The sequence below is a fragment of the Bittarella sp. HCP28S3_D9 genome (assembly GCF_052065655.1).
Lineage (GTDB): Bacteria > Bacillota > Clostridia > Oscillospirales > Ruminococcaceae > Bittarella > Bittarella massiliensis.
Genome location: NZ_JBQHTP010000032.1, coordinates 1 through 19,553 on the forward strand (window position 1 = coordinate 1; position 19,553 = coordinate 19,553).

General features: G+C 63.7%; 26 protein-coding genes. All 26 read left to right on the forward strand.

Features of this window, described 5'->3' with window-relative positions; all coding sequences use genetic code 11:
• The coding region (locus ACTNAU_RS12595) for a transglycosylase SLT domain-containing protein (RefSeq protein WP_441098609.1) at nt 1–1,205 on the forward strand (1,205 nt) is incomplete at its 5' end.
• Nucleotides 1,202–2,497, forward strand: coding sequence for a hypothetical protein (locus tag ACTNAU_RS12600; protein ID WP_441098610.1), 1,296 nt, complete (start codon nt 1,202–1,204; stop codon nt 2,495–2,497). The genes ACTNAU_RS12595 and ACTNAU_RS12600, both read left to right, overlap by 4 nt.
• A 2-nt stretch (nt 2,498–2,499) precedes the next feature.
• Entirely contained in the window at nt 2,500–3,633 is a 1,134-nt protein-coding gene (locus tag ACTNAU_RS12605; RefSeq protein ID WP_441032700.1) for a hypothetical protein, read from the forward strand.
• 215 nt (nt 3,634–3,848) lie between these two features.
• Entirely contained in the window at nt 3,849–4,493 is a 645-nt protein-coding gene (locus tag ACTNAU_RS12610) for a DUF7172 family protein (RefSeq protein WP_441098611.1), read from the forward strand.
• A 24-nt stretch (nt 4,494–4,517) separates the two neighbouring features.
• Nucleotides 4,518–6,356 carry a hypothetical protein gene (locus tag ACTNAU_RS12615; protein ID WP_441098612.1) on the forward strand — a complete coding sequence of 613 codons (1,839 nt, stop codon included), beginning with the start codon at nt 4,518–4,520 and terminating at the stop codon, nt 6,354–6,356.
• 2 nt (nt 6,357–6,358) lie between these two features.
• Complete coding sequence (locus tag ACTNAU_RS12620; RefSeq protein ID WP_441098613.1) at nt 6,359–7,009, forward strand: hypothetical protein; 651 nt, start codon at nt 6,359–6,361, stop codon at nt 7,007–7,009.
• A gap of 1 nt (nt 7,010) precedes the next feature.
• A complete protein-coding gene (locus tag ACTNAU_RS12625; RefSeq protein WP_441031703.1) occupies nt 7,011–7,703 on the forward strand; it encodes a LamG-like jellyroll fold domain-containing protein in 693 nt (230 codons plus the stop codon).
• A 189-nt stretch (nt 7,704–7,892) separates the two neighbouring features.
• Nucleotides 7,893–9,248: a peptidoglycan DD-metalloendopeptidase family protein gene (locus ACTNAU_RS12630; protein ID WP_441031704.1), complete on the forward strand. Its 1,356-nt coding sequence runs from the start codon at nt 7,893–7,895 to the stop codon at nt 9,246–9,248.
• On the forward strand, nt 9,249–9,692 hold the full coding sequence (locus ACTNAU_RS12635; protein ID WP_441052914.1) for a hypothetical protein: 444 nt from the start codon (nt 9,249–9,251) through the stop codon (nt 9,690–9,692). It abuts the gene before it with no gap.
• Nucleotides 9,693–9,703: 11 nt separating this feature from the next.
• Nucleotides 9,704–10,897: a DUF4185 domain-containing protein gene (locus ACTNAU_RS12640; protein ID WP_441031708.1), complete on the forward strand. Its 1,194-nt coding sequence runs from the start codon at nt 9,704–9,706 to the stop codon at nt 10,895–10,897.
• On the forward strand, nt 10,894–11,355 hold the full coding sequence (locus tag ACTNAU_RS12645) for a hypothetical protein (RefSeq protein WP_441098614.1): 462 nt from the start codon (nt 10,894–10,896) through the stop codon (nt 11,353–11,355). Before ACTNAU_RS12640 ends, ACTNAU_RS12645 begins: the two co-directional genes overlap by 4 nt.
• Nucleotides 11,352–11,726 carry a hypothetical protein gene (locus ACTNAU_RS12650; protein ID WP_441031710.1) on the forward strand — a complete coding sequence of 125 codons (375 nt, stop codon included), beginning with the start codon at nt 11,352–11,354 and terminating at the stop codon, nt 11,724–11,726. The genes ACTNAU_RS12645 and ACTNAU_RS12650 overlap by 4 nt, the downstream gene beginning before the upstream one ends.
• A 77-nt stretch (nt 11,727–11,803) precedes the next feature.
• Complete coding sequence (locus ACTNAU_RS12655) at nt 11,804–12,091, forward strand: hypothetical protein (RefSeq protein WP_441031712.1); 288 nt, start codon at nt 11,804–11,806, stop codon at nt 12,089–12,091.
• Between the two features lie 52 nt (nt 12,092–12,143).
• Nucleotides 12,144–13,154, forward strand: coding sequence for a helix-turn-helix domain-containing protein (locus tag ACTNAU_RS12660; protein ID WP_441031713.1), 1,011 nt, complete (start codon nt 12,144–12,146; stop codon nt 13,152–13,154).
• A complete protein-coding gene (locus ACTNAU_RS12665) occupies nt 13,147–13,647 on the forward strand; it encodes a hypothetical protein (protein WP_441031715.1) in 501 nt (166 codons plus the stop codon). Before ACTNAU_RS12660 ends, ACTNAU_RS12665 begins: the two co-directional genes overlap by 8 nt.
• A complete protein-coding gene (locus ACTNAU_RS12670; RefSeq protein ID WP_441032685.1) occupies nt 13,644–13,991 on the forward strand; it encodes an HNH endonuclease signature motif containing protein in 348 nt (115 codons plus the stop codon). Before ACTNAU_RS12665 ends, ACTNAU_RS12670 begins: the two co-directional genes overlap by 4 nt.
• Nucleotides 13,976–14,875 (forward strand): YqaJ viral recombinase family protein, encoded by a 900-nt coding sequence (locus ACTNAU_RS12675; protein ID WP_441031717.1) that lies wholly within the window; start codon nt 13,976–13,978, stop codon nt 14,873–14,875. Before ACTNAU_RS12670 ends, ACTNAU_RS12675 begins: the two co-directional genes overlap by 16 nt.
• A gap of 80 nt (nt 14,876–14,955) precedes the next feature.
• Nucleotides 14,956–15,234 carry a hypothetical protein gene (locus ACTNAU_RS12680; RefSeq protein ID WP_441031719.1) on the forward strand — a complete coding sequence of 93 codons (279 nt, stop codon included), beginning with the start codon at nt 14,956–14,958 and terminating at the stop codon, nt 15,232–15,234.
• A 2-nt stretch (nt 15,235–15,236) separates the two neighbouring features.
• A complete protein-coding gene (bet, locus tag ACTNAU_RS12685; protein ID WP_441031721.1) occupies nt 15,237–16,112 on the forward strand; it encodes a phage recombination protein Bet in 876 nt (291 codons plus the stop codon).
• A gap of 2 nt (nt 16,113–16,114) precedes the next feature.
• The gene (locus tag ACTNAU_RS12690) at nt 16,115–16,579 is read left to right on the forward strand and encodes a single-stranded DNA-binding protein (RefSeq protein WP_441031723.1); all 465 of its coding nucleotides are present in this window, start codon (nt 16,115–16,117) and stop codon (nt 16,577–16,579) included.
• 20 nt (nt 16,580–16,599) lie between these two features.
• Complete coding sequence (locus ACTNAU_RS12695) at nt 16,600–16,974, forward strand: hypothetical protein (protein WP_441032680.1); 375 nt, start codon at nt 16,600–16,602, stop codon at nt 16,972–16,974.
• Nucleotides 16,958–18,259, forward strand: a complete 1,302-nt coding sequence (locus tag ACTNAU_RS12700) for a replicative DNA helicase (RefSeq protein ID WP_441098615.1) — start codon at nt 16,958–16,960, stop codon at nt 18,257–18,259. The genes ACTNAU_RS12695 and ACTNAU_RS12700 overlap by 17 nt, the downstream gene beginning before the upstream one ends.
• A gap of 123 nt (nt 18,260–18,382) precedes the next feature.
• Nucleotides 18,383–18,670 (forward strand): hypothetical protein, encoded by a 288-nt coding sequence (locus ACTNAU_RS12705; protein ID WP_343095466.1) that lies wholly within the window; start codon nt 18,383–18,385, stop codon nt 18,668–18,670.
• A gap of 51 nt (nt 18,671–18,721) precedes the next feature.
• Complete coding sequence (locus ACTNAU_RS12710; protein WP_441031730.1) at nt 18,722–19,021, forward strand: hypothetical protein; 300 nt, start codon at nt 18,722–18,724, stop codon at nt 19,019–19,021.
• A gap of 52 nt (nt 19,022–19,073) precedes the next feature.
• Entirely contained in the window at nt 19,074–19,256 is a 183-nt protein-coding gene (locus ACTNAU_RS12715) for a hypothetical protein (RefSeq protein WP_428280620.1), read from the forward strand.
• A gap of 20 nt (nt 19,257–19,276) precedes the next feature.
• Nucleotides 19,277–19,553 (forward strand): hypothetical protein (locus ACTNAU_RS12720; protein ID WP_441098616.1); only part of this gene is annotated, 277 nt, incomplete at its 3' end.

The window sequence follows — 19,553 nt, forward strand, 5'->3', positions numbered from 1 at the left end:
ACGGTCGTCCCTACGTGTGGGGCGGCTCGGCGCATGGCGATGGTGGTACGGACTGTTCTGGCTTCATGTCGGGCATCGCGGATGTGATCCTCGGCGGGTCCGGCGCACGTCAATGGGCTACAGGCAATTTCCCCGGTTCGCAGCAGGGCGCGTGGAAGCCCGGCCTGGCGGCGGGCTTCGCCGTCGGCATCTCGGATGTCCACACCGCCGGAACGATCGGCGGAGCGCCGGGCATCCCCGCGGTGAACGTCGAGTCCGGTGGCATCAACTCACGTGTAAAGTTCGGTACCTCGGATGCTGCTGGTGCGAATGATTCGCAGTTCAACCGTAGATTCTCGCTCATTGTGACTGATTCCGGCGCGTTCGTGCCCGGCATGGGCGGCGGCGCGTCGATGGTGGACATCATCGGCGGGTTGACGAAGCCATTCCAGGAACGCATGAGTTCCGCAGCCGCCGGGTGGGCGCAGTCGCACGCTGGCATCATCAACACGTATCCGCAGAAGCTGTCGGAGACGCTGGGGAAGATCACCCGCGACAAGATTACGAAGCTGTCCGAGGAAATGATGGGCGACCCCGGCGGTGTCGGCGCGGAGCGGTGGCGACCTATGGCGAAGCGTGCCATGGCCCGCGTCGGCTTCAACTGGCAGGATAAACGCCAAGTCGATGCCATGATCGCGCAGATTCAGTCCGAGTCCGGTGGTATTCCGAACCGGGCGCAGGAAATCGTGGATGTGAACGGCACCGGCGCGTCGGCGGGCCTTGGCCTGCTGCAGATCATTCCGACGACGTTCGCGGCGCACCGTGACCCGGAGCTGCCGAACGACCGCACGAACCCGTTCGCGAACATGGTCGCGGCGCTGCGGTACTACAAGTCCCGCTATGGCATGGACCTTACGACTATGTGGGGTCACGGGCATGGTTACGACCGTGGCGGGTTGATCACGGATCGGGGCTTGTTCTCGAAGCAGACGACGCAGGCGGAGCGGGTGCTGTCGCCTAGGCAGACCGGCGCGTTTGAGGAGCTCGTCGGGTTCCTCGGGTCGGCTGATTGGCAGTCCCTCCGCGACGCTGGTGCAACCATCACCGGCGACAGCGGCGGGCGGAGCGTAAGGACGGTTGAGGTGACCCTGAACTACTACGGGAGCGGCGACGGTGAGGACGTGGCCGATGCCGTCGAGCAGCGACTTATTAGGAGCGCGTGGTGAGTTACAACGGCTATTTGAGTCTCGGAAGCGCGGAGTTGATTAACTCCCGCCGGGCGGCTGGGCACGCCCTCCACGGTATCTGTTCCCGCTCGTTTGAGCTGATTTGGGATGATTCGTGGGGCCAGCAGCACGTGTGGCTCGGCGACGAGGACTACATCACCCCGGAGCAAACCGGGGCCCCGTGGGTTCAGGCGGGCAGGCCGGAGTCGTTGGAGTTCGGCGGGGTGTACGGCCTGAATATTGACGGGCTCGACACGACGAAGATTGATCAGGATGTCACCGAAGCCACGGGCGACGGCGGTTCGGTCGGCAGGCGTAGGCTCCCCACTCGCGAGGTCAAGGTGGAATGCTTGCTTATGGCGGCGACTTCCCGTGGCCTGGAGTGGGGCTTGCGGTGGCTGACCCGTTCTCTGCTCGCGGATGGGTGCGGGGGGGATAGCGGCCCGCGTGATTTGGTGTTTCTCGAATCGTGCCCGGATTATCGGCAGTGGGAGCGCCCGGCTGATGTCCGGGAGCGTGCCGGGCAGCTGACCCGGATTCTGACGAGCGTGGTGGTGACGAAGACCCCGGAGGTGACGAACCGCTACGGCGTGTCGAATGACCGTGGGGACTACGCGCCGTGTATGGCGGTGGTGGAGTTCGAGCTGACGGCGCTGGTGCCGAGGGTATGGCGCAGCCCCGTTGTGTTGCTTGGGCCGCGGAGCCTGTCGGCGGGCGAGGTGATGACCGCTAGGTTCCAAGAACTCGACGCGGATGGGACGTGCCCGGCGAACTGTGATGACGACGAGGGCGTGCTACTAGATCCGAAGATGGGCGACCTGTGGACGCTGCCCCGCCCGACCGCGCCGGGCGTTGAGATCGGTTGCATGCCGATTGATTCGCGACGATCCGTGTTCACAATCAGGGAGGGCGCTATCCCCCTGACCGGTGAGATGCTGCCGACCGTCGTGGTCCGCTCCACGGGGCGGGAAGAAAGGAACATCCGCATCCGCTGGGCGCGTGGGCTTGTGGTCGATGATGGGGCGGCGCTGGACTGCCAGACCGTCGGCGAAGCTATGGCAACGTACCTCCCCGCGGATAGTGTCCTCACCCTCGACGGGCGTTCCGGGGCGGCGTGGGCTGACCTTCCGGATGGTCGGCGTGTTGATGCCACGCCGGTGATGGTCGGGCGTGCCGGTGGGCCGTGGCGACCCCCGGTGATGACGTGCGGCGCTCCCTACACCCTCGTGGTTGATGCTGGGCAGGACACGACCGCGACGGTGGAAGTCACCGGCGTGACGGGGGAGGTGTAGCCATGCCGACGTTGGGACAACCGAGGTGGGGCGCGACCATCGCGGAGCCTTCCGGGCGGATCATCTGGCAGTCCGGTGAGGACATTAGCGACTGGGACTTCGACCGGGTGCTGTGCGACATCTCGAAGGCGAGTATCAAAATCGCGGCATCGCCGGTGTTGTGCTCCCGCGTGGAGCCGTGGCTGCACACCCTCACATTCTGGGCGGGTAGCGAGGTCGCGTGGCACGGTCTGGTGACGGAGACGAAGGCGGCGAAGGGGTCGCTGACCGTCACCGCGTCGGATGGTGCCTGTCTGTTCAAGCGCCGTCGGCTCCCGTCCGGGCGGTTCTGGGATCAACGCGACGCATCGCAGGTGATGCAGCAGCTCGTGGTGGATGGGATGGGCCCGTCCGACCCGCTACACATCGCTGATCACATTCACGCCCTGGACTCCCGAATCTGGGTCGTGGTGAACGAGACGGCGAACAGCGTCCTCGTGGATGATGTGGTCGATGATCTGACCGAGGCCGGGCTGGAGTGGACGTTCGTCGGCGGGTCGTTGATGGTCGGACCGGTCGGGGCTCGGCATCGTACCGCACCGCTGTCGGATCGGCACCTCGGCGATGATGTCGTCGTGACGAAGGTGGGCAAGGATGTGGTCACCGACGTGCTCGTCAAGGGTGAGGGTGTGTGGGCGCAGCGGGCGATTGAGGATGACCGGATCGTCCTCCAGTCCATCGTGAAGGGAAACAAGCTCGCTACGGTTCAGGAGTGCGAGACGAAGGCGCAGGCGACGTTGGACCAGTTCGCGGTCGCCCCGGTGGCGGTGAGTGTCGGTGGGGCTGGGTTACGCGCCGACGCGCCGGTTTCGTTGCATGAGCTCGTTCCCGGCGTGCGTGTGCCTGTCTCGTCGGTTCAGACCGGCGTGCGGGTCGGCTGCGACCTGATGATCGAAAAGGTTGCGTTCTCACCGGATGGGATCAAACTGTCCCTCGTTCCTCCGTCGGTGTCGTGGGAGGCTCGCGAGGAGTTCCCGCCGCCGTTGACGAACGACTTCAAGTCGCCGTGGGAGAAGGAGCAGGCCGGTAAGGCCAACGCTTCGCAGAAGGATAAGGCCGACGATGCGGACTGGGTCAAGCCCGGAACGCCGTTATAGGAGAGCAGGATCATGGGTAGGACAGCGCGGACGGATGCGGAGTACATCGCGGAGTTGGAGCGGCGTGTCAGGCGGCTGGAGCGCGCTCTGGGGCCGTGGCAGTTGAGTGTGGGCCGGTATGGGGACCTCGTCGCCGATAATCTGGACACCGGAGTGAGAACCGTTGTAGCCCGGCGTGAGTCGGAGCCGCAGGGTAAGAAGGAGACATAGAGGTTATGGCTAACACCATTTGCACATCCCGTCAGTTCTCGACCGAGAACGGGGTGCTGCATCTATCACGGGCCGCGATGCCCCGCGTGGTGCTGGAGACTCGCACGCCCTCGGTTAATGACGGGGATATTAAAGAGCACTCGCCGATTGATAACCAGAAGATTCTGATTGAGCAGCGCGGGCACTGGAAGAACGACTTCGGAGTTCCTGTGACGGTTCAGGTTCAGATCCAACGCGCTCGCCGAACCATGAGCACGACGTGTCCGCACACTGTGTTTCTCCGAGAGTCGTACACGACGCGGGTCGGGACCGATGGGCTTACGCAAATCATGGCCCCGGAGCCGACGACGGAGCCGACGTGGAACACGGAGTGGGGCGCGGGCCTGTTCGCACCGTTCAATGGGATGGGTGGGGACGAGTGGCCCCCGATTACGACGTGGCAGTCCACCCCGGAAGCCACCTCGACGCTGGACCAGATTCGCGTTCCAGCGGGACAATCGCTGGACGTTCGGTTCCGCGTCTCACTGGTGACGAACGCTTACGTCCGGGTGCCGTGGGGCGATGCTCACCCGCGCGATGGTAGGCCGACCGCGTTCGTCTGGGCATTCTCGAACACCATGCGATTCTTCGCCTTCCCCGACCCCGTATAGCTCGACTAGATAGGACACACAACAATGGCACTTGAACAGGATTACGGACGCATCCCCGTCCCGGCGGATAACGTTCCCGAGTTCGGTGTGGTGGTGCGCATCCAGGGCACTCACGCCGTCCTCACCGCCGACCGGGATGGGAAGCCGACCCCGTTCCTCCGACACAACGAGCAGATGATGGTGCGGTTCACCCCGCACATCAAGCAGTTGCTGGAGGAAGGGTGGGTCGATCTGATCGACTACATTGAGTTCCCCGCGGCGGCGCAGTACTTCCCCACTATGGCGGAGGTGTTCCAGATGATCGAGGACCGGGCTAAGACGCTGCCCGGCGAGTCGGTGCTGGGCATCCGCGTGGATGGGGATGCGCTGGTGATGCGGGTAGGCCGGGACTTGGAAACGTCCCGCGAAGTCCGGGCGGTGATTCCACAGTTCGGTGATTTGTCGGCGCAGGTTGAGCAGGCGGAGACGGCTGCGCTTCGGTCGGAAATGGCTGTGGAGCAGGTGATGAACCTGGTGAAGGACGCGGCGCAGGTCGCGGCGGATCAGGTGTCGGTGGAAGCGGAGCAGTACGCTGCGCTCGCTGCTGCTGCTGCGGAGCGTTCCGTCACGGCGGCGGAGGAAGCGACGCGACAGGTCGAGTCCATCGGCACGGTCGCCGGGCCGGAGGGTCCACGCGGGCCGGAGGGGCCGATGGGTCCGCAGGGTCCGCAGGGGCCGCAGGGTCCGCAGGGCCCGAAGGGCGACACGGGTGCGGCTGGTAAGGACGGTAAGGACGGCGCTTCGGTGTCGTACGAGTCGATGGTCGCGACTTACGCTGATCTCCCGAAGGGTTTGTCCTCGTCTGATAAGGGCAAGGGCTGGGTTGTCACCGCTGATGGTCGGATTTACGTGTGGGATGGGGCGAAGTTCCCGCCCGAGGGCGCTGCACCATTGTTCCGTGGCCCGCAGGGCGAGACTGGTCCGCGCGGCCCGCAGGGCATCCAAGGCACGCAGGGCCCGAAGGGCGATACTGGCCCGCAGGGTCCGATGGGTCCGCAGGGTCCGAAGGGCGATGTTGGGCCGACCGGTCCGAAGGGTGATACCGGGCTTCAAGGTGTGCAGGGTCCGAAGGGCGATACCGGCCTACCCGGTAAGGACGGTCGGTCGTTGATCGTTCGCGGGGAGGTCGCATCCTCGGCATCACTGCCCCCATCGGCGGCGGTGGGTGACACCTACGTCATGACCGATAGCGGTAAAGCTGTGATGTGGAATGGTACGTCGTGGTCGGACCCGTTTGCGTTCGTCGGTCCGCAGGGACCGCAGGGTGATAGGGGACTCCGCGGCGATACTGGCCCGCAGGGTCCGCAGGGCCCGGCTGGCCCGGCTGGCACCCTATCGGCTGACCAGGCGACCGCGCTGTTTGGCGCGCCGTCGTTCCGCACGAAGCCCTACGGTGTGCTCCGCTGGACCGGGCCGCAGTACGACCCGCCAGCAGCACGGTTTACCCGTATGCGCGCCTACTCGGACGGGAGGCTCGTTGTCGGCAAGAACTACGGTGGCGTGGCGAACGCATCCACGAATGATCCGTACCTCGTCGCCCCGGTTGATGGGTGGTACAACCTGTACGCCCGGCAAGGTTTCGCCACCATCCCCGGCGCTAAGGGCTGCGGCCTGACAACGGACATTAACGCGGGTGATCGGGGGCTCGTGTTGTGGAACGATATTGGCTTCGGTCAGATCAGTATGGCGACCGGCGTGGAGTTCCTCACCGCAGGGACAAGGTTGTACCCGTGGATTTGGACGACCGAGGGTAACGCCGGGGCGACTGGCAACATCCGAGGAATGGAATCACAATTCCGCATGATCTTCCTGGCAGGAGTGTAACGATGGCTGAAATTAACTACGACGATCTACTCAATGAGATCATCGAGCAGATCAAGAATGACGATTCGGCGGACTCCGCGACGGTGGAGCGGCTGGTGCAGCGGCTCCGCGAGTTGCAGGCCACCGCGTCGGCGGAAGTCCTCGGTCGGAAAATCATCGCCGGGGACGGGCTCGCCGGGGGTGGGACGCTGGAGCAGGATGTGACACTCCGCCTGTCGGATGAAACGAGCGAGTACATCCGGCTCGCGGCGGCTGCGACGACCCCGAAGCAGCTCGCGGAAGCGATCGCCCCGCTGCTGACGAAGGCCGAAGCCGGGGCGACCTACGCGACGAAGGCGGAAGCGAAGCCCGCCTACGTTATCCCGTTCAGCGTGCCGGGCACGATCAACGGCGAGGAAGTGTCCCCGCCCCTACTGATCGGCACGGGCGCGGCGGGGTTGAAGATCACGCATATCGGTGTCGCGGTCGGCACCCCCGGCTCGGCGGTGACTGTGACGCTGCGCGGTGGGGCGACCGGGTCTATTACCGTGGGGGATGGGGTGGTGTCGAAGCAGTCGGCGATGTCCGTCCCCATCACGGGCCCGGTGCGGGTTGCGATCTCGTCCGCGTCCTCGGCGGGTGTGACGGTTACGCTTCGGGTGCAGGAGTCCTAGCATGAGTATCAAGGACTGGGTCAGGACGGCGCGGGCGGTTCAGACACATGAGTCATTCGACGGGCGGCTCAACACGGGCGGGGCGATGATTGGCTCCCCGGTGTACGTGCAGGGCGTGGATGGTCAGGCGCTGTCGATTCCCGCGAACGCTGGTGCGACTATCCCGGTGTCGTCCGCTGCTGCTGCAGGCTACCCGGTGTCGGTATCACTGTGGTTCCGGTACTCTGCGAGTTCCGCGACCGCGGAGCTGTTTCAGTGGGGCAACATTCCCGGCATGGGTGCGCGGGTGTACGGCGCCAATTCGGTTTATCCTCCAGGCACGGTCGAGGGGTGGGTGCGGTTGTCCTCGGGCGGGTTCGCGCTCCGCGCCCGGTCGGAGCAGTTATCACCGGATCGGTGGCACCTCGTGACCCTCACCGTCGAGGGGACGACGATATGGGGCGGGTGCCGCGCCCGCATGTATATCAACGGCACGCTGGTTGCCGTGCAGTCGTATAGCGGCGGGCTGTTCAACCTCGTGAACTTCGACCGTCCCCGTACCATGACCGTCGGCGTGTCCGCCGGGGCGGTTGTGGTGGACGAGCTGATCATCCAGGAAGCGCTGCTCGGAGATTCCGAGGTTATGGGGCTATATCAGTCTGCGGAGTCGCTGACGCGGGGGACGAAGCGGAGCGGGTGGGGCGTGGTATTCTAGACCGCAAGCAGGACCAGTCCCCGCTGACCTCCAGACAGCAGATTGGGGGCCGGTTCCGAAGGGATTAAGGCCCGTGTTGCTACGACCTCCCCCTCGCCTAGTGGGCAGCTATGGCGAGGGGGCTTCCTCATGTATAGGGGACGGGGCGGTCGCGCCGGTTAGACTCAACCTATGAGCAGACAGTGGCCGATGCCGAAGAACACATTCACCATCACATCCCGGTTCGCGGGCAGGATCAACCCCGTGACGGGCCGACCAGAATCACACTCCGGAACAGATTTAGCCGCCCCGGACGGCACCCCGTTCTACGCCGTCCAGTCTGGAACTGTGCAGTACATCGGACCCGCTTCGGGCTATGGGCAGTGGATCGTCGTGGACTCGTCCGACGCGGACGGCGGGGGCTGCGTCGAGTACGGGCACATGTGGAACGCCTTCGCCACGGGGCTGAAACTGGGCGACCGGGTGGAGGTCGGGCAGCTGCTCGGCTACGTCGGGTCGAATGGCCAGTCCACGGGCCCGCACCTCCACGTCACGGTGTGGGAACGTGGCTACGGCGGGAAGCGCGTGGACCCGGAAACCTGGCTCCAGGACGCGGCCTACCCACCGCCCGGTGGTGGTCGCGCCCCCGTCACCGGCGAATCACCAGCCGGGGGCGATGTGCTCTTCGGCGTGGACATCTCGAACCATCAGAACGGCTTCTCGTTGCGCCGGGTGAAGGAGGAAGGCTTCGCGTTCACCATCATCAAGGCGACCGAGGGGACGTGGCGCGACCCGGTGTTCCGGTCGCACCTGGACGACGCGAAGGCTAACGGCGTGCTGGCCGCTGCTTACATCTACGTGCGCGAGGAAACATCGCCGGAGGATCACGCCGCCGCGCTGGAAGCGCAGCTACCCGAGAAGGACGTTCCCGTCGCACTCGACATCGAGGACAAGAGCGGCTACGACCCGGGCCTGTGGCACGGCATCGTGTCCGCGCTTCGCGGGCGGGGCTACCGGGTGATCCTGACCTACCTCCCCCGGTGGTACTGGACGAAGGCCGGGAAGCCTGACCTGTCCGGGCTCCCGCCGCTGTGGTCCTCGAACTACCCGTCCACGACCCCGGGTTACGCTTCGGCGCTGTACTCGACCGCAGGGGACGCTGGCTGGGCTGGTTACGGCGGTCTGGAGGTGGCGATGTGGCAGTTCACCGACCGGGCCGTCGTCGCCGGGATGAAGGTGGACGCGAACGCCTTCCGCGGCGGGATGGATAAGCTCCGCGCCCTGTTTCAGGGCGAGGGGAACACCACCCCGCCCGGGGCGGAAGTCGGCCCTCCAGTCTTCGCGTCGAAGCTGACCGCCGAGGACTACGCCCGACTGTCGTTCGAGCAGCTCGCCGGGTACAAGTACCGGCAGGACGGGCTCCCCGACTTCGCCGGGTGGGATGCCGAGTCGGTCATCGCGTCCGCGAAGAAGAAGCTAGCGGACACGGGCGCGTGCACGCCCGTCGAGCTGCTGTTCCTCGCTAACGAAGATCTGATCAACCGAATCAAGAAGGGTGAGAAGTAAGTGAAAATCAAGGGAATTGACGTGTCCATCATCGTTCGCGGGGTGATCTACGCCGCGGCGTTCGTGTTCTCGGCCGCGATGCTGCTGTCGGGTAAAGCGACGAGTGATCAGGCGCAGGCGTGGCTGGATTATGCCCCGGAGCTCGCTGGCATGGTCGCCGGTGGTCTAGCGCTGGTGAAGCTGAACCGCGGGTCGAACTCGACGGCGACCGAGGACGATGTTCAGGCCGCGCAGACCGCAGCCACCGTGGCCGCGATGGAGCGGATGTACCAAATGAGCCGGGAACTGCTCGACACCATCAACGAGAAGAAGCAGCCATACCAGTCGGTCGGCGCTGCGGACAGTAACCCTCCGATGGACGAGTCGGCGGAGTACGGTCAGCACGCAGCCCCGGTGAGTGTTGATCGTGCTGGTTCGCAGCACGGTTCCATCTACCCCGGATAGGAGCAGAAATGATGTCATTCATTAATCAGGTATTCAGCTGGGCGCGGAAGATCATCCCAGCATCCATCGTCCCCGACGTGCCGGTTGGCACGTTCATCCACACCTCGGCGGGCAACGGCGGGACTGACCAGCCCACGCAGCGGTTCGGCATCGGCGGGACAGACCTCGGCTTTTTGTTCGAGGGCGGCAAGTCCGTCAATGGCGGGAAGGCACTATGGGTCGGCGGTGTCTTCGGCGATACCTTCACCGGCGGGACACCGGGCCAGGGTGATTGGCGCTCGCCCGTGGGGCTCCGCTCGTCAAACCGGGATGTCACCACGCGCGGCATCGTGTGGGACAACGCAATCCACGGAATCAACTACGCGAACCAGATGTGGCCCTACCGGCACGTGGGCGAGTCCGGGACGGTGAACGGCAGGAACTTCGACGCATTTACCATCATCCCGAATGATGTGATTCAGCTCCCCGATGGGAACTACCTCGGCAACGGCTTCCGTGTGAAGCGGTGGGGCCAGGGCGGTGTGCAGCGGATGTGCTGGACCCTATCCGCAGCCTGGTTCTGGTCGAATGAACCGCACGCCGAGGTGTGGGACGTATGCCGTCACGAGAACAACCTGGGCACCCTATACGAGTGGGTGAATCGCGGACGCGATCATTACTTCCAGAACAACACTATGGTGATGCTGCCGGGCGACGAGAACGTCTATGTGTTCGGCACGCCGGAGGGGCGGAAGCGCGGCCCGGATAGCGGTATCTACCTCCGCCGGGCGAACTGGCGGCACCTATGCAACGACGCGTCGTGGGAGTTCTGGGGCTGGACCGGTACACGGTGGGAGTGGGGACGGCACATCAACCCGACCCCCATCCTTCTCCCCGACACGCCCGAAGGCGCGATCGGTGAAATCAATGCGCAGTACATCCACGGGAAGGTGGTGCTCACGTACTGCGACGAGAAGCGTGGCGTGATTGTTCGCCTGGCGGATCGCCCGGATGCGCTGTGGACGAAGTCGCGGGAGATCGTCACCCGCCTACAGGAACCGTCGATGTACGCGCCGAGCATCCATCCGTGGTCCCCGTCGCTGGAGGATGCCTACCTTCATCTATCGTCCTGGCGGCAGTGGGATGGACGGACGATTGACTACTGTGCTCGCGGCTACCGGGTAAACCTCACCGGGAACACCCCCGGGGCGGAGGGGGCGGCATGACCCTGCTGGAGAAGGAGAAGGAGCCACCACTGGTCCGGCTCCGCCGTGGGCTCGGGTCGCCCTGGACGGGGCTGGGAATCTACGGAGTCGGCACGCTCATTAAAGGCCTGTTCTACCTGCCGATGCTGGGGAACCCGAGTCGGCTCCCCGCCGTCGAGCAGTGGGGCGGTCCGAACCTGTGGGCATTTGTGTGGATCATCGTCGGTGCGTTCGCAATCTGCGCGGTGCTGACCCGCCGATGCGGAGCTATCGCCGCCGGGGGCCTGTTCTTTATCTACCTGATATGGGGAGGTATGTACCTAATCGCCGAGGTCTACGGTAACTACCCACTCGGGTCGATGGCGTCTGTGGTGTACCTACTGGTAGCTGCGACGATCTTCTGGGCGTTCTCGCGCCCCCCGGTGGAGCAGATCATCGTCAAATCAACGCACTGCGAGGGTGAGGGAGATTCCGAATGAGCGAAAGCCTAGCCGCGGTCGTCGTCGGTCTGGTGGGCCTCGCCGGTGCCGTGCTGACCGCATTTATCACCGGCCTATTCGATAACCGGAAATCGGTCGCGGACCAGTATCAAGCCCTGGTGGACGATATTCAGGACTTCGCGAGCAATAAAGCTGCGGAGCAGGATAAGAAAATCAAGGTGCTAACCGCGAAGCTGGAGGACGTGCAGCGTGTCGTGGCGGAGCAGGGCGAGCAGCTCCGCGTGATTAGCAGCAAGTATGATCTGGCGATCGGGTTCATCCGGCGTGCGCATCAGGACAAGACGGTCGCGGATCTGCTTCCGCCGCTTCCGGAGCGGTTGTTGGATGATGTTCGTCGGCAGGTGTCGTGAGTGTTGTACCAGACCAGAAACTTCTGGTAAACTATACGTGTAAGATTCATATCCACAGGAAAGGCAGTACAAGCACCATGCAAGCCCCCGTGATCGGCTCCGCCGCCCTTCACCGACTATCCGAAGCCGACGCGAACAAGCGCGTCTACAGCATTCTCGATTGGATCATCAACCACGCCGACGACAACGGAGTCGTGGAAGTCTCGATGTCACAACTGACTAAGGTATTCAACGTGACTATTGCGATGATCCAGCAGCCACTCCAGCTACTCGAACAGCTCGGCCTGATCACCCGCGAACGACGTGGCCCCTACCCATCGGTTATCCGACTGACCCCCGTCGTCATCCCCACCCTGAAGCATTAAAAAGACCCCCCGCGCTAACGAGGGGTCCCAACTCACAGAAAGGCGTTCTGCTATGAACGACTATACACCAACGTCCGCATGGACCGCAACTTACGACCGAGATCGCCGGAAACTATGGGGCGAACCTGGGAGCGTGTGGACTGTCTTCGACATCCTCGCATCAATGGCTAACGGATCATCCGGGCGGTGCTGGCCGTCCGCGGCGTACATCGCGAAGGAAACCGGATTGAGCCGCGCGTCGGTGAAGAACGCGCTCCGCCGTCTTGACGAGCTCGGAGTGATCAGCGTCGAGCACCGGGAAGCGACAACGAGTGTTTTCACAGTCCCCCTGGCGACCATGAAGGGGGTTAAACCTGTAGCCGGGGGGGCGGGTAAATCCCTGCTCGAAACGGGGGGTAAGGATTTAACCCCAAATAAAGAATTAACTAATAAAAAATCATCTAACAACACGGGCGGCGCTCCGCGCCCGTCGGAGGATGTCTTCCACGAAGAACCGAAGGACACGTCGGCAGGGTGGATTGACGAGCGGACGGCTCACGCCGCCGCCGAAGCTGGCATCACGGCGATGGAGGACGAAGGGGTGCCACTGCGCACCATCGTGGAGCAGACGGCGCAGCGGGCGAACCAGTATCAGATCGTCACGGACCTGTCCCCGCTCCCTCGGACGATCCGCTCCGGTGAGTGGACGCTGGACCCGGAGGGTGATTGGCGGTCGGTGGCTCGCACCATCGTCGTCGGCAAGTGCGGCCCGGTTGAGGGCAGGATCATGAACATGTTCCTCGACGGCATCGCCCCCCTCGTCGCCACGGGGGAGGTTCCGCTGCACCTGATCGAGGAAGCCGCGGCATCCGGCGGTGGTGGCTTGTACGCCATCGGAGCTGTCCGGCACGTCGCGGTCGGCCTGTCGGCGCGTCGAATGTCGTGGTTGTGGCGCATCCGGGCGATCCGCAGGGGCGGCAGCGGCGGGCGGGTGATTGACACGATCATCCCGTCTCGGACGAGCGGTGTCACCACCCCAACCGAATTGTCATTTACCGAGATTGAGGAACCCGCTTATGCGTAATTTCACCGAAGCGCTCGCGGCCCGGTGCCGTGGCCTACTCGGAACCGACCAGGTTCGGATCACCGACGGGCAGACCATTATCCGCTGGACGGCGGAAGTCGAGATAGAGGGAGGGCCGTTCACGACGGCGACGTTCGAGGTCACACCCCGCCCGTTCACGATGGACGCGGTGAATGAGGTGTGCGCGGAGTACAGCGTGTATGACGGATTAGAGCTGGACATCGCCCTGACCGATCTCACCAAAATCATGCCGACAGTGTTCCCAGATAAACTCGAACGAGCTCGGGAACTAGTGCAGCACGACAGCGTCATGATCTACCCCAACGACGTGTACGACCGCGTCGAGTACGTGATCATTAACCCCGACTCTGGGCAGACCATCACCGGCGACGCGGCCCCGGACACCATCCCGCAGATCATGGCCCGCGACGCGGCCCCGAACGCGATCACGCTGGTGTTCGTCCCCGACAACCTCATTGGGGGCGTGTGGTGAAGGAGGGGTTCAGCGTCGAGGACAAGCGCATCATGAGCCGCCGGTCATACGGCGTGTGCGAGCTATGCAACAAAAAGCCGGGCGGGCACTACCACCACCGGAAGCCCCGCAGGATGGGCGGGGTTCATGGCGACGCTGATGCGGACGTGAACCGCCCGTCGAACGGGCTGGTTCTATGCGCGGCCTGTCACGACCGGGTGGAGTCCCGGCGCGGATGGGCGCACGACAATGGGCTGCTGCTGAAAGCGAACCAGCGACCCGAGGAAACACCGGCACGGCTTCCCCGCTACGGCGGGGCTGTGCTTCTGGACGATGAAGGAAACGTGGCATGGCAGATGTGGTAGATGTGCAAGCGATCATCAGTGAGCATGCGACCGTCGCGGAGGGCGTGGAGCCCGGAACGGCGGAATGGCGGCGCAGGGTCACCGCGTCGAAGATTGCGGGCATCATGGACTGCGACCCGTGGGGCGGAACCCCGTGGATCATGTGGCACCAGCTCGCCGGTCATTTCGACGCGCCCGAAGCGGATACCGAGGCGACCCGGCGCGGTCGGCACCTCGAAGCCGGTGTCGCTGATTGGTGGGCCGAGGACAACCCGGAATGGACCGTCACAACGTGCGGAACGTTCCAGTCGCGCCGGTGGACATGGGCCTACGCAACCCCCGACCGGCTGCTGGCAACCACGAGCCGCGTCGCGCTCATGGAGATCAAGACCCAGGCCGACACGAGCGGATGGGGAACGCCGGAAACCAACGGTGTCCCGCTGCACTACTGGCTCCAGGGCTTGTGGCAGTGCGCTGTCACTGGGCTGCGCGATGTCGTGTTCGTGGTCCTCGGCCCGTTCCTGGAGCTCACCGAGTATTGGGTCACCTACACTGATTTCGATATCGAAATGACGGTGGACACGATCGGGGAGTTCGTCGCGACGCTTCCGGGGGGTGTGTGCGAGCGGGAGCCGGAGCGGACGAATCCGTCCTCGGAGTGGCCGGTGTTGGCTGCTATGACCCCGGCGACGGTGCAGGCGGTTGAGGTGGGCGATGTGTATTTCGAGTACGCGGCTGCGAAGCTGCGCGAGAAGGAAGCGGCGGCGGAGTTGGATGCAGCTCGGTCGCGGGTCATCGTCGCCGGTGTGGATGGCGAGTGCATCACGGCGGATGGTCGTGTCGTGGCGACGCGGTCGGGCGATCGGTGGCGGTTTAAGCCGGTTCCGAAGCAGTGGCAGCGTTGAGGTTGATTTCCCCACAACTATCCGGTAAACTTTAAGTAGGTGTTTATGGTGAACACCGTGACCAGCATAGAAAGGCAAACATGCTCAACCCCGAAGCGCCATACGAGCGCTACCCAGACAACCACCCCTACATCCTCGACCCCGAGGGGACCGTCAGGAACAACCTCCCCGACATTATGGCCGACAACGGACTCGGCACCAACACCGAAGACCTACAGTGCCGCAACGAAATCATGCGAGCAATGGTCTACACCGCAGCCATGTTCGACAGCCCCGAAGACTTCGCCCGCTTCGCCCGCGTCACCGGTGACTCACTCCACCGCCTAGCCGACGAAGTCGAAAACACGGAGGACAGCTAACCATGACTGACCAGTACAGCAGCCGATCCCTCACCATCGCCGCCGAGCAGGACACTTTCACACCGGTGCAGATCGAAGCACTCCGATCCATCGGCCTACAAGGCGCAGCCCCCGCCGAGATTCAGGTGTTCTTCCACACGTGCAAGCGGACCGGCCTGGACCCCTTCGCCCGGCAGATCTACATGATCAACCGCCAGGGCAACTGGACGATCCAGACCGGCATCGACGGCTTCCGACTCGTCGCGCAGCGCACCACCGAGCGGACGCACGGAACGCTCGGATACGAGGACCCATTGTGGTGCGGACCGGACGGAGTGTGGCATGACGTGTGGGTCGCGGACGAGCCGCCGGTGGCATCGAAGTCCGTCGTGGTCCGTAACGGCGAGCGGTTCCCCGCCGTCGCCCTGTTCCGCGAGTACGTCGGAACCCGGTGGGATAAGAAGCTTGGCAAGAAGGTGCCGAACACGATGTGGCAGGAGAAGCCCGCCCTGATGCTGCAGAAGTGCGCCGCAGCCCTCGCCCTCCGGTCCGCGTTCCCCCTCGACCTATCCGGTGTCTACACCAACGACGAGGTTCAGGCCGACATTGTGGAGCCGGAGCGTCCCGCCGCGCCGCGTACCGATTCCCTCCACCCGGAGGGGTTCGACCCGGAGACGTGCACTCGCGAGGAACTGCAGGCGGCGTGGAAGCGGGCGAACGCGGCCCGGCAGGTGGGTGAGATGAACCGCATTTCGCAAATCGCCACGCGCCGGTTCAGCGGCGATAATGACAAGAACGGGCAGCAACCAGCCGACAAGGCCCCGGAGCAGGCCGAGCAGCCCGCCGAGGACACCACCATCATCGACGGCGAGACCGTCACAACCGACAAGGAGCAGTAGACATGAAGCAGGGAGAGAACCCCCTATTTTTCGAGGGCGGAGTCAAGGAAGACCCGCAAGTCCGGTACACACAGGACAACAAGCCGTGGGTCACCCTCGACGTAGCCAGCACGTCCCGCCGGTTCGACAAGGAAGCGAACGAGTGGGTGGACGGAACCACGACGTGGATTCCCGTCGCGCTGTTCGGCAACGGCGCGGAAGCAGTTGGCCAGCAGGTGCGGAAGGGAACAGTCGTCATGGTGTTCGGCAACCTCGTTCAGCGGTCGTGGACGACCGAGCAGGGCGAGCGCCGGAGCCGCCTGGAGTGCCGCGCATCATCCATCGGAGTCAAGTGCCGTAAGACCCGCGACGGCGCGGGCGCGGCCCCCGGCGCGGACATGGGCGACCCGTGGGGCTCCACCCCGTCCGGCAACACCGGCGGGGGAACCGGCGCGGCTGGGTTCGACAGCGACGAGCCGCCGTTCTGATGCGGTCCTGGAACCTCCCCATGTCGTTCACCCGCCCCCCACTGTCGCTCAACGACCGGGGACACTGGGCGAAGAAGGCGGCGGCGGTGGCGGCGGTGCGGAAGGAAGCAGCCTACCGCGCCCGCGCGACCGTCCCCCGGAACCTCGGCCACATCACCACCCGGCTCCACTACCTACCGCCGGATAACCGCCGCAGAGACGAGGACAACCTCGTCGCCACGGCGAAAGCGTGCTGGGACGGGCTTGTCGATGCGGGCATCGTCCCGGACGATACGAGCGAGTACATGACCAAGATCATGCCCAGGATCCATCACCACGAGAAAGGCCAGAAGCCGCGAATGTGGCTCGAAATCACCACCACCGGAAGCGAGGACACGAATGCAGCGGACAAGTAAATCGGACAACGTTTTCACACCGGTTGAGTCGGAAATGTTCGTCCTCGGCGCGATGATCCAGTCGCGCGATGCTACCGCCGAGATTCTGTCCTCGGGTATGAACCGGCAGATGTTCTACCGCCCGGATCACCAACTCGTTTTCGAGACAATCGAGCAGATGGAAGCGGAGGGGGCGCAGATTGACCCTGTGTTCCTCGCCGACCGGATCAACGCCGCTTCCGGGCGAACGATCGGAGATGTCGCCCAACTGATCTTCGACCTGATCTCAAAGGCCCCAACTCCGATTTCCGCGATGTACCACGCCGAGCGCGTGCGGGCGGGTTACCTACGCCGGGAATCGTACGCCGCCGCGGCGAAGATCAAGCAGCTATCGGAATCGCCCGAAGTCGAACCGATCGAGGTTGTGGAGCAGGCCCGCGCCGAGCTCGACAACCTAGGGACGGTCAGCGTGTCCGATGCCCCGTCAATGGTGGGCGACATGCTCGAAGCGACGCGGGACTACTACCGACAGGACACCGGGCGGATCACATGGTCGGGCTTCGAGTCCCTGGACTCCATCACGGGCGGGCTCAGGGCGGGGCAAATGATCATCGTCGCGGCCCGGCCCGGTATCGGTAAATCGACCCTCGCCCTGGACTTCGCCCGCAACGTCGCCCGCACCGACCGGGCGGCGTTGATGTTCTCCCTAGAAATGAGCAAGCAGGAAGTGACAGCACGGGCGAACAGCGCCGAGTGCTCCATCGACCTCGGGCGGTTCACGCACTCGACGCTGATGGATGATGAAGCGCAGCGGCTCGCGGATCACGCCGACGATATGAGCAACCTTCACTTGTGGGTGGATGATGCGCCGGGGATCACAATGGCGGAGATTCGGGCGAAGGCTCGGCGGTTAGCTCGCGAGCGCCCCCTGGGGTTGATGGTCGTGGACTACATCGGATTGATTAGCGCTGTGGGAAAGGTTGAGTCGCGGCAGATTGAGATTGCGCAGTACAGCCGGGCGCTGAAAATGCTCGCGAAGGAACTGGACTGTCCGGTTGTGGTGGTCGTGCAGTTGTCCCGGCAGGCGGAGATGAATGGCGCGCCGCGGCTGCACCACCTCCGTGAGTCGGGCGCGCTGGAGCAGGACGCGGATAAGGTCCTGTTGCTGTCGCGGAGTGATGGTGGTGATTTGACGGTTGATCTGGCGAAGAACCGCAGTGGTCAGCTGGGAAGCGTGGAGCTTACGCCGGTGCTGCATTACTGCCGGTTCATGGATCAGAAGTGGTCGCCGGGCGGGTATCAGTAGGGCGGTTCGGAAAAAAGTTTAAGTGTTTTTCGTTTTTTACTTGACTTACACCACCATATCACCTATACTATAGTTACAGGTTAAGGGAAAGGCCCGTAACCAACCACCAGAAAGGCAGAAACAATGAGCACCATCATCATCGAAAAGACCACCACCGAGAACCAGACCAACTGGACCGCCGGAGACCACACCCTCACCAAGAACACCTACGACAACGGCAGCGTCGAATGGCGGGTAACCAGCAACTTCAACACCAACTGCACCCTCCACATCGACCTCGCAACCAACGAACTGCGCTACGCAGCAGCCAGCACCACCGCAAAGGTCGAGGACATGGACAAGCTGATCGAAGAACTGCAAAACGTGAAGCAGATCGCCGAAGCCTTCCAGCAGATCATCGCCACCAACTAACCCCTCCACTCACCCCGCCCCCCGGGGCGGGAACACAGTAAGAAGCACACCATGACCATCGAGATCGACAAGTTCGACAACGTCGCAACATTCGAAACCTACGGCTACGTCCTCATTCGCGAAGAGCTAGACCCCGACTACATGGAACCAGGCGAACCGCCGGTCATGTGGCGCATCGCGTGCCGGAACATCGACAACACACGAATCGAGATGACCGTCAAGAACTTCACCAAGACCATCGAGTTCCACATCCTCGACACCCCACTCCAGGACATCGACACACACCTCAATAACGTGCAAATGGTCAAAACCATCGCCCGCATGTTCGAGTCCATCATGCAAGACGACTAACCCCCCATTCATCCCCGCCCCCCCGGGGCGGGACTCCAGAAAGGAAAACATCATGGCCGGTAAGCACCGCGCAGAAGATCGACACACCAGCAGCTACGACTACGAACTGATAGACGACTACTACGACGAACCCGTCACCATCATGGACTGGGTCGTGTTCATCGCCCTAATCATCATCGGCGGCACGTTCGGCTGGTTGCTGTTCCACTGGTTCAGCCCACTGTGGATGAACTAAGAGAGGGAGGACATACCACCATGAGCAAGAAAATCACCACCAAACCCGCTCCCCGCGCGAACGAGCTTCGCGACATCATCGCGGAGATCATCGGACGCGACGAGAACAAGAACGCCCCGGCGAAGGACCTCGCGACGATCATCGTGGGCGAGATGCTGAACGGCCAGTGGGTACGCAACGACCGCGAGCGCGCTATGGCCGCGAACGTTGGCCCGTCGCTGGTCATGACCTATCACCTGGATATGTCCGCAGACGAGTCTACTGGGTCTATCCACTGGACCACCACGAGCCCGAGCG

Bases quoted from the DNA above. Each gene is read 5' to 3' on its own strand.
- bet (WP_441031721.1), top strand. From the start codon at position 15,237: ATGACTGACCAGTACAGCAGCCGATCCCTCACCATCGCCGCCGAGCAG.
- ACTNAU_RS12610 (WP_441098611.1), top strand. From the start codon at position 3,849: ATGGCTAACACCATTTGCACATCCCGTCAGTTCTCGACCGAGAACGGG.
- ACTNAU_RS12625 (WP_441031703.1), top strand. From the start codon at position 7,011: ATGAGTATCAAGGACTGGGTCAGGACGGCGCGGGCGGTTCAGACACAT.
- ACTNAU_RS12605 (WP_441032700.1), top strand. From the start codon at position 2,500: ATGCCGACGTTGGGACAACCGAGGTGGGGCGCGACCATCGCGGAGCCT.
- ACTNAU_RS12660 (WP_441031713.1), top strand. From the start codon at position 12,144: ATGAACGACTATACACCAACGTCCGCATGGACCGCAACTTACGACCGA.
- ACTNAU_RS12630 (WP_441031704.1), top strand. From the start codon at position 7,893: ATGCCGAAGAACACATTCACCATCACATCCCGGTTCGCGGGCAGGATC.
- ACTNAU_RS12645 (WP_441098614.1), top strand. From the start codon at position 10,894: ATGACCCTGCTGGAGAAGGAGAAGGAGCCACCACTGGTCCGGCTCCGC.
- ACTNAU_RS12695 (WP_441032680.1), top strand. From the start codon at position 16,600: ATGTCGTTCACCCGCCCCCCACTGTCGCTCAACGACCGGGGACACTGG.
- ACTNAU_RS12680 (WP_441031719.1), top strand. From the start codon at position 14,956: ATGCTCAACCCCGAAGCGCCATACGAGCGCTACCCAGACAACCACCCC.
- ACTNAU_RS12690 (WP_441031723.1), top strand. From the start codon at position 16,115: ATGAAGCAGGGAGAGAACCCCCTATTTTTCGAGGGCGGAGTCAAGGAA.
- ACTNAU_RS12650 (WP_441031710.1), top strand. From the start codon at position 11,352: ATGAGCGAAAGCCTAGCCGCGGTCGTCGTCGGTCTGGTGGGCCTCGCC.
- ACTNAU_RS12665 (WP_441031715.1), top strand. From the start codon at position 13,147: ATGCGTAATTTCACCGAAGCGCTCGCGGCCCGGTGCCGTGGCCTACTC.
- ACTNAU_RS12675 (WP_441031717.1), top strand. From the start codon at position 13,976: ATGGCAGATGTGGTAGATGTGCAAGCGATCATCAGTGAGCATGCGACC.
- ACTNAU_RS12615 (WP_441098612.1), top strand. From the start codon at position 4,518: ATGGCACTTGAACAGGATTACGGACGCATCCCCGTCCCGGCGGATAAC.
- ACTNAU_RS12620 (WP_441098613.1), top strand. From the start codon at position 6,359: ATGGCTGAAATTAACTACGACGATCTACTCAATGAGATCATCGAGCAG.
- ACTNAU_RS12710 (WP_441031730.1), top strand. From the start codon at position 18,722: ATGACCATCGAGATCGACAAGTTCGACAACGTCGCAACATTCGAAACC.
- ACTNAU_RS12705 (WP_343095466.1), top strand. From the start codon at position 18,383: ATGAGCACCATCATCATCGAAAAGACCACCACCGAGAACCAGACCAAC.
- ACTNAU_RS12715 (WP_428280620.1), top strand. From the start codon at position 19,074: ATGGCCGGTAAGCACCGCGCAGAAGATCGACACACCAGCAGCTACGAC.
- ACTNAU_RS12700 (WP_441098615.1), top strand. From the start codon at position 16,958: ATGCAGCGGACAAGTAAATCGGACAACGTTTTCACACCGGTTGAGTCG.
- ACTNAU_RS12655 (WP_441031712.1), top strand. From the start codon at position 11,804: ATGCAAGCCCCCGTGATCGGCTCCGCCGCCCTTCACCGACTATCCGAA.
- ACTNAU_RS12640 (WP_441031708.1), top strand. From the start codon at position 9,704: ATGTCATTCATTAATCAGGTATTCAGCTGGGCGCGGAAGATCATCCCA.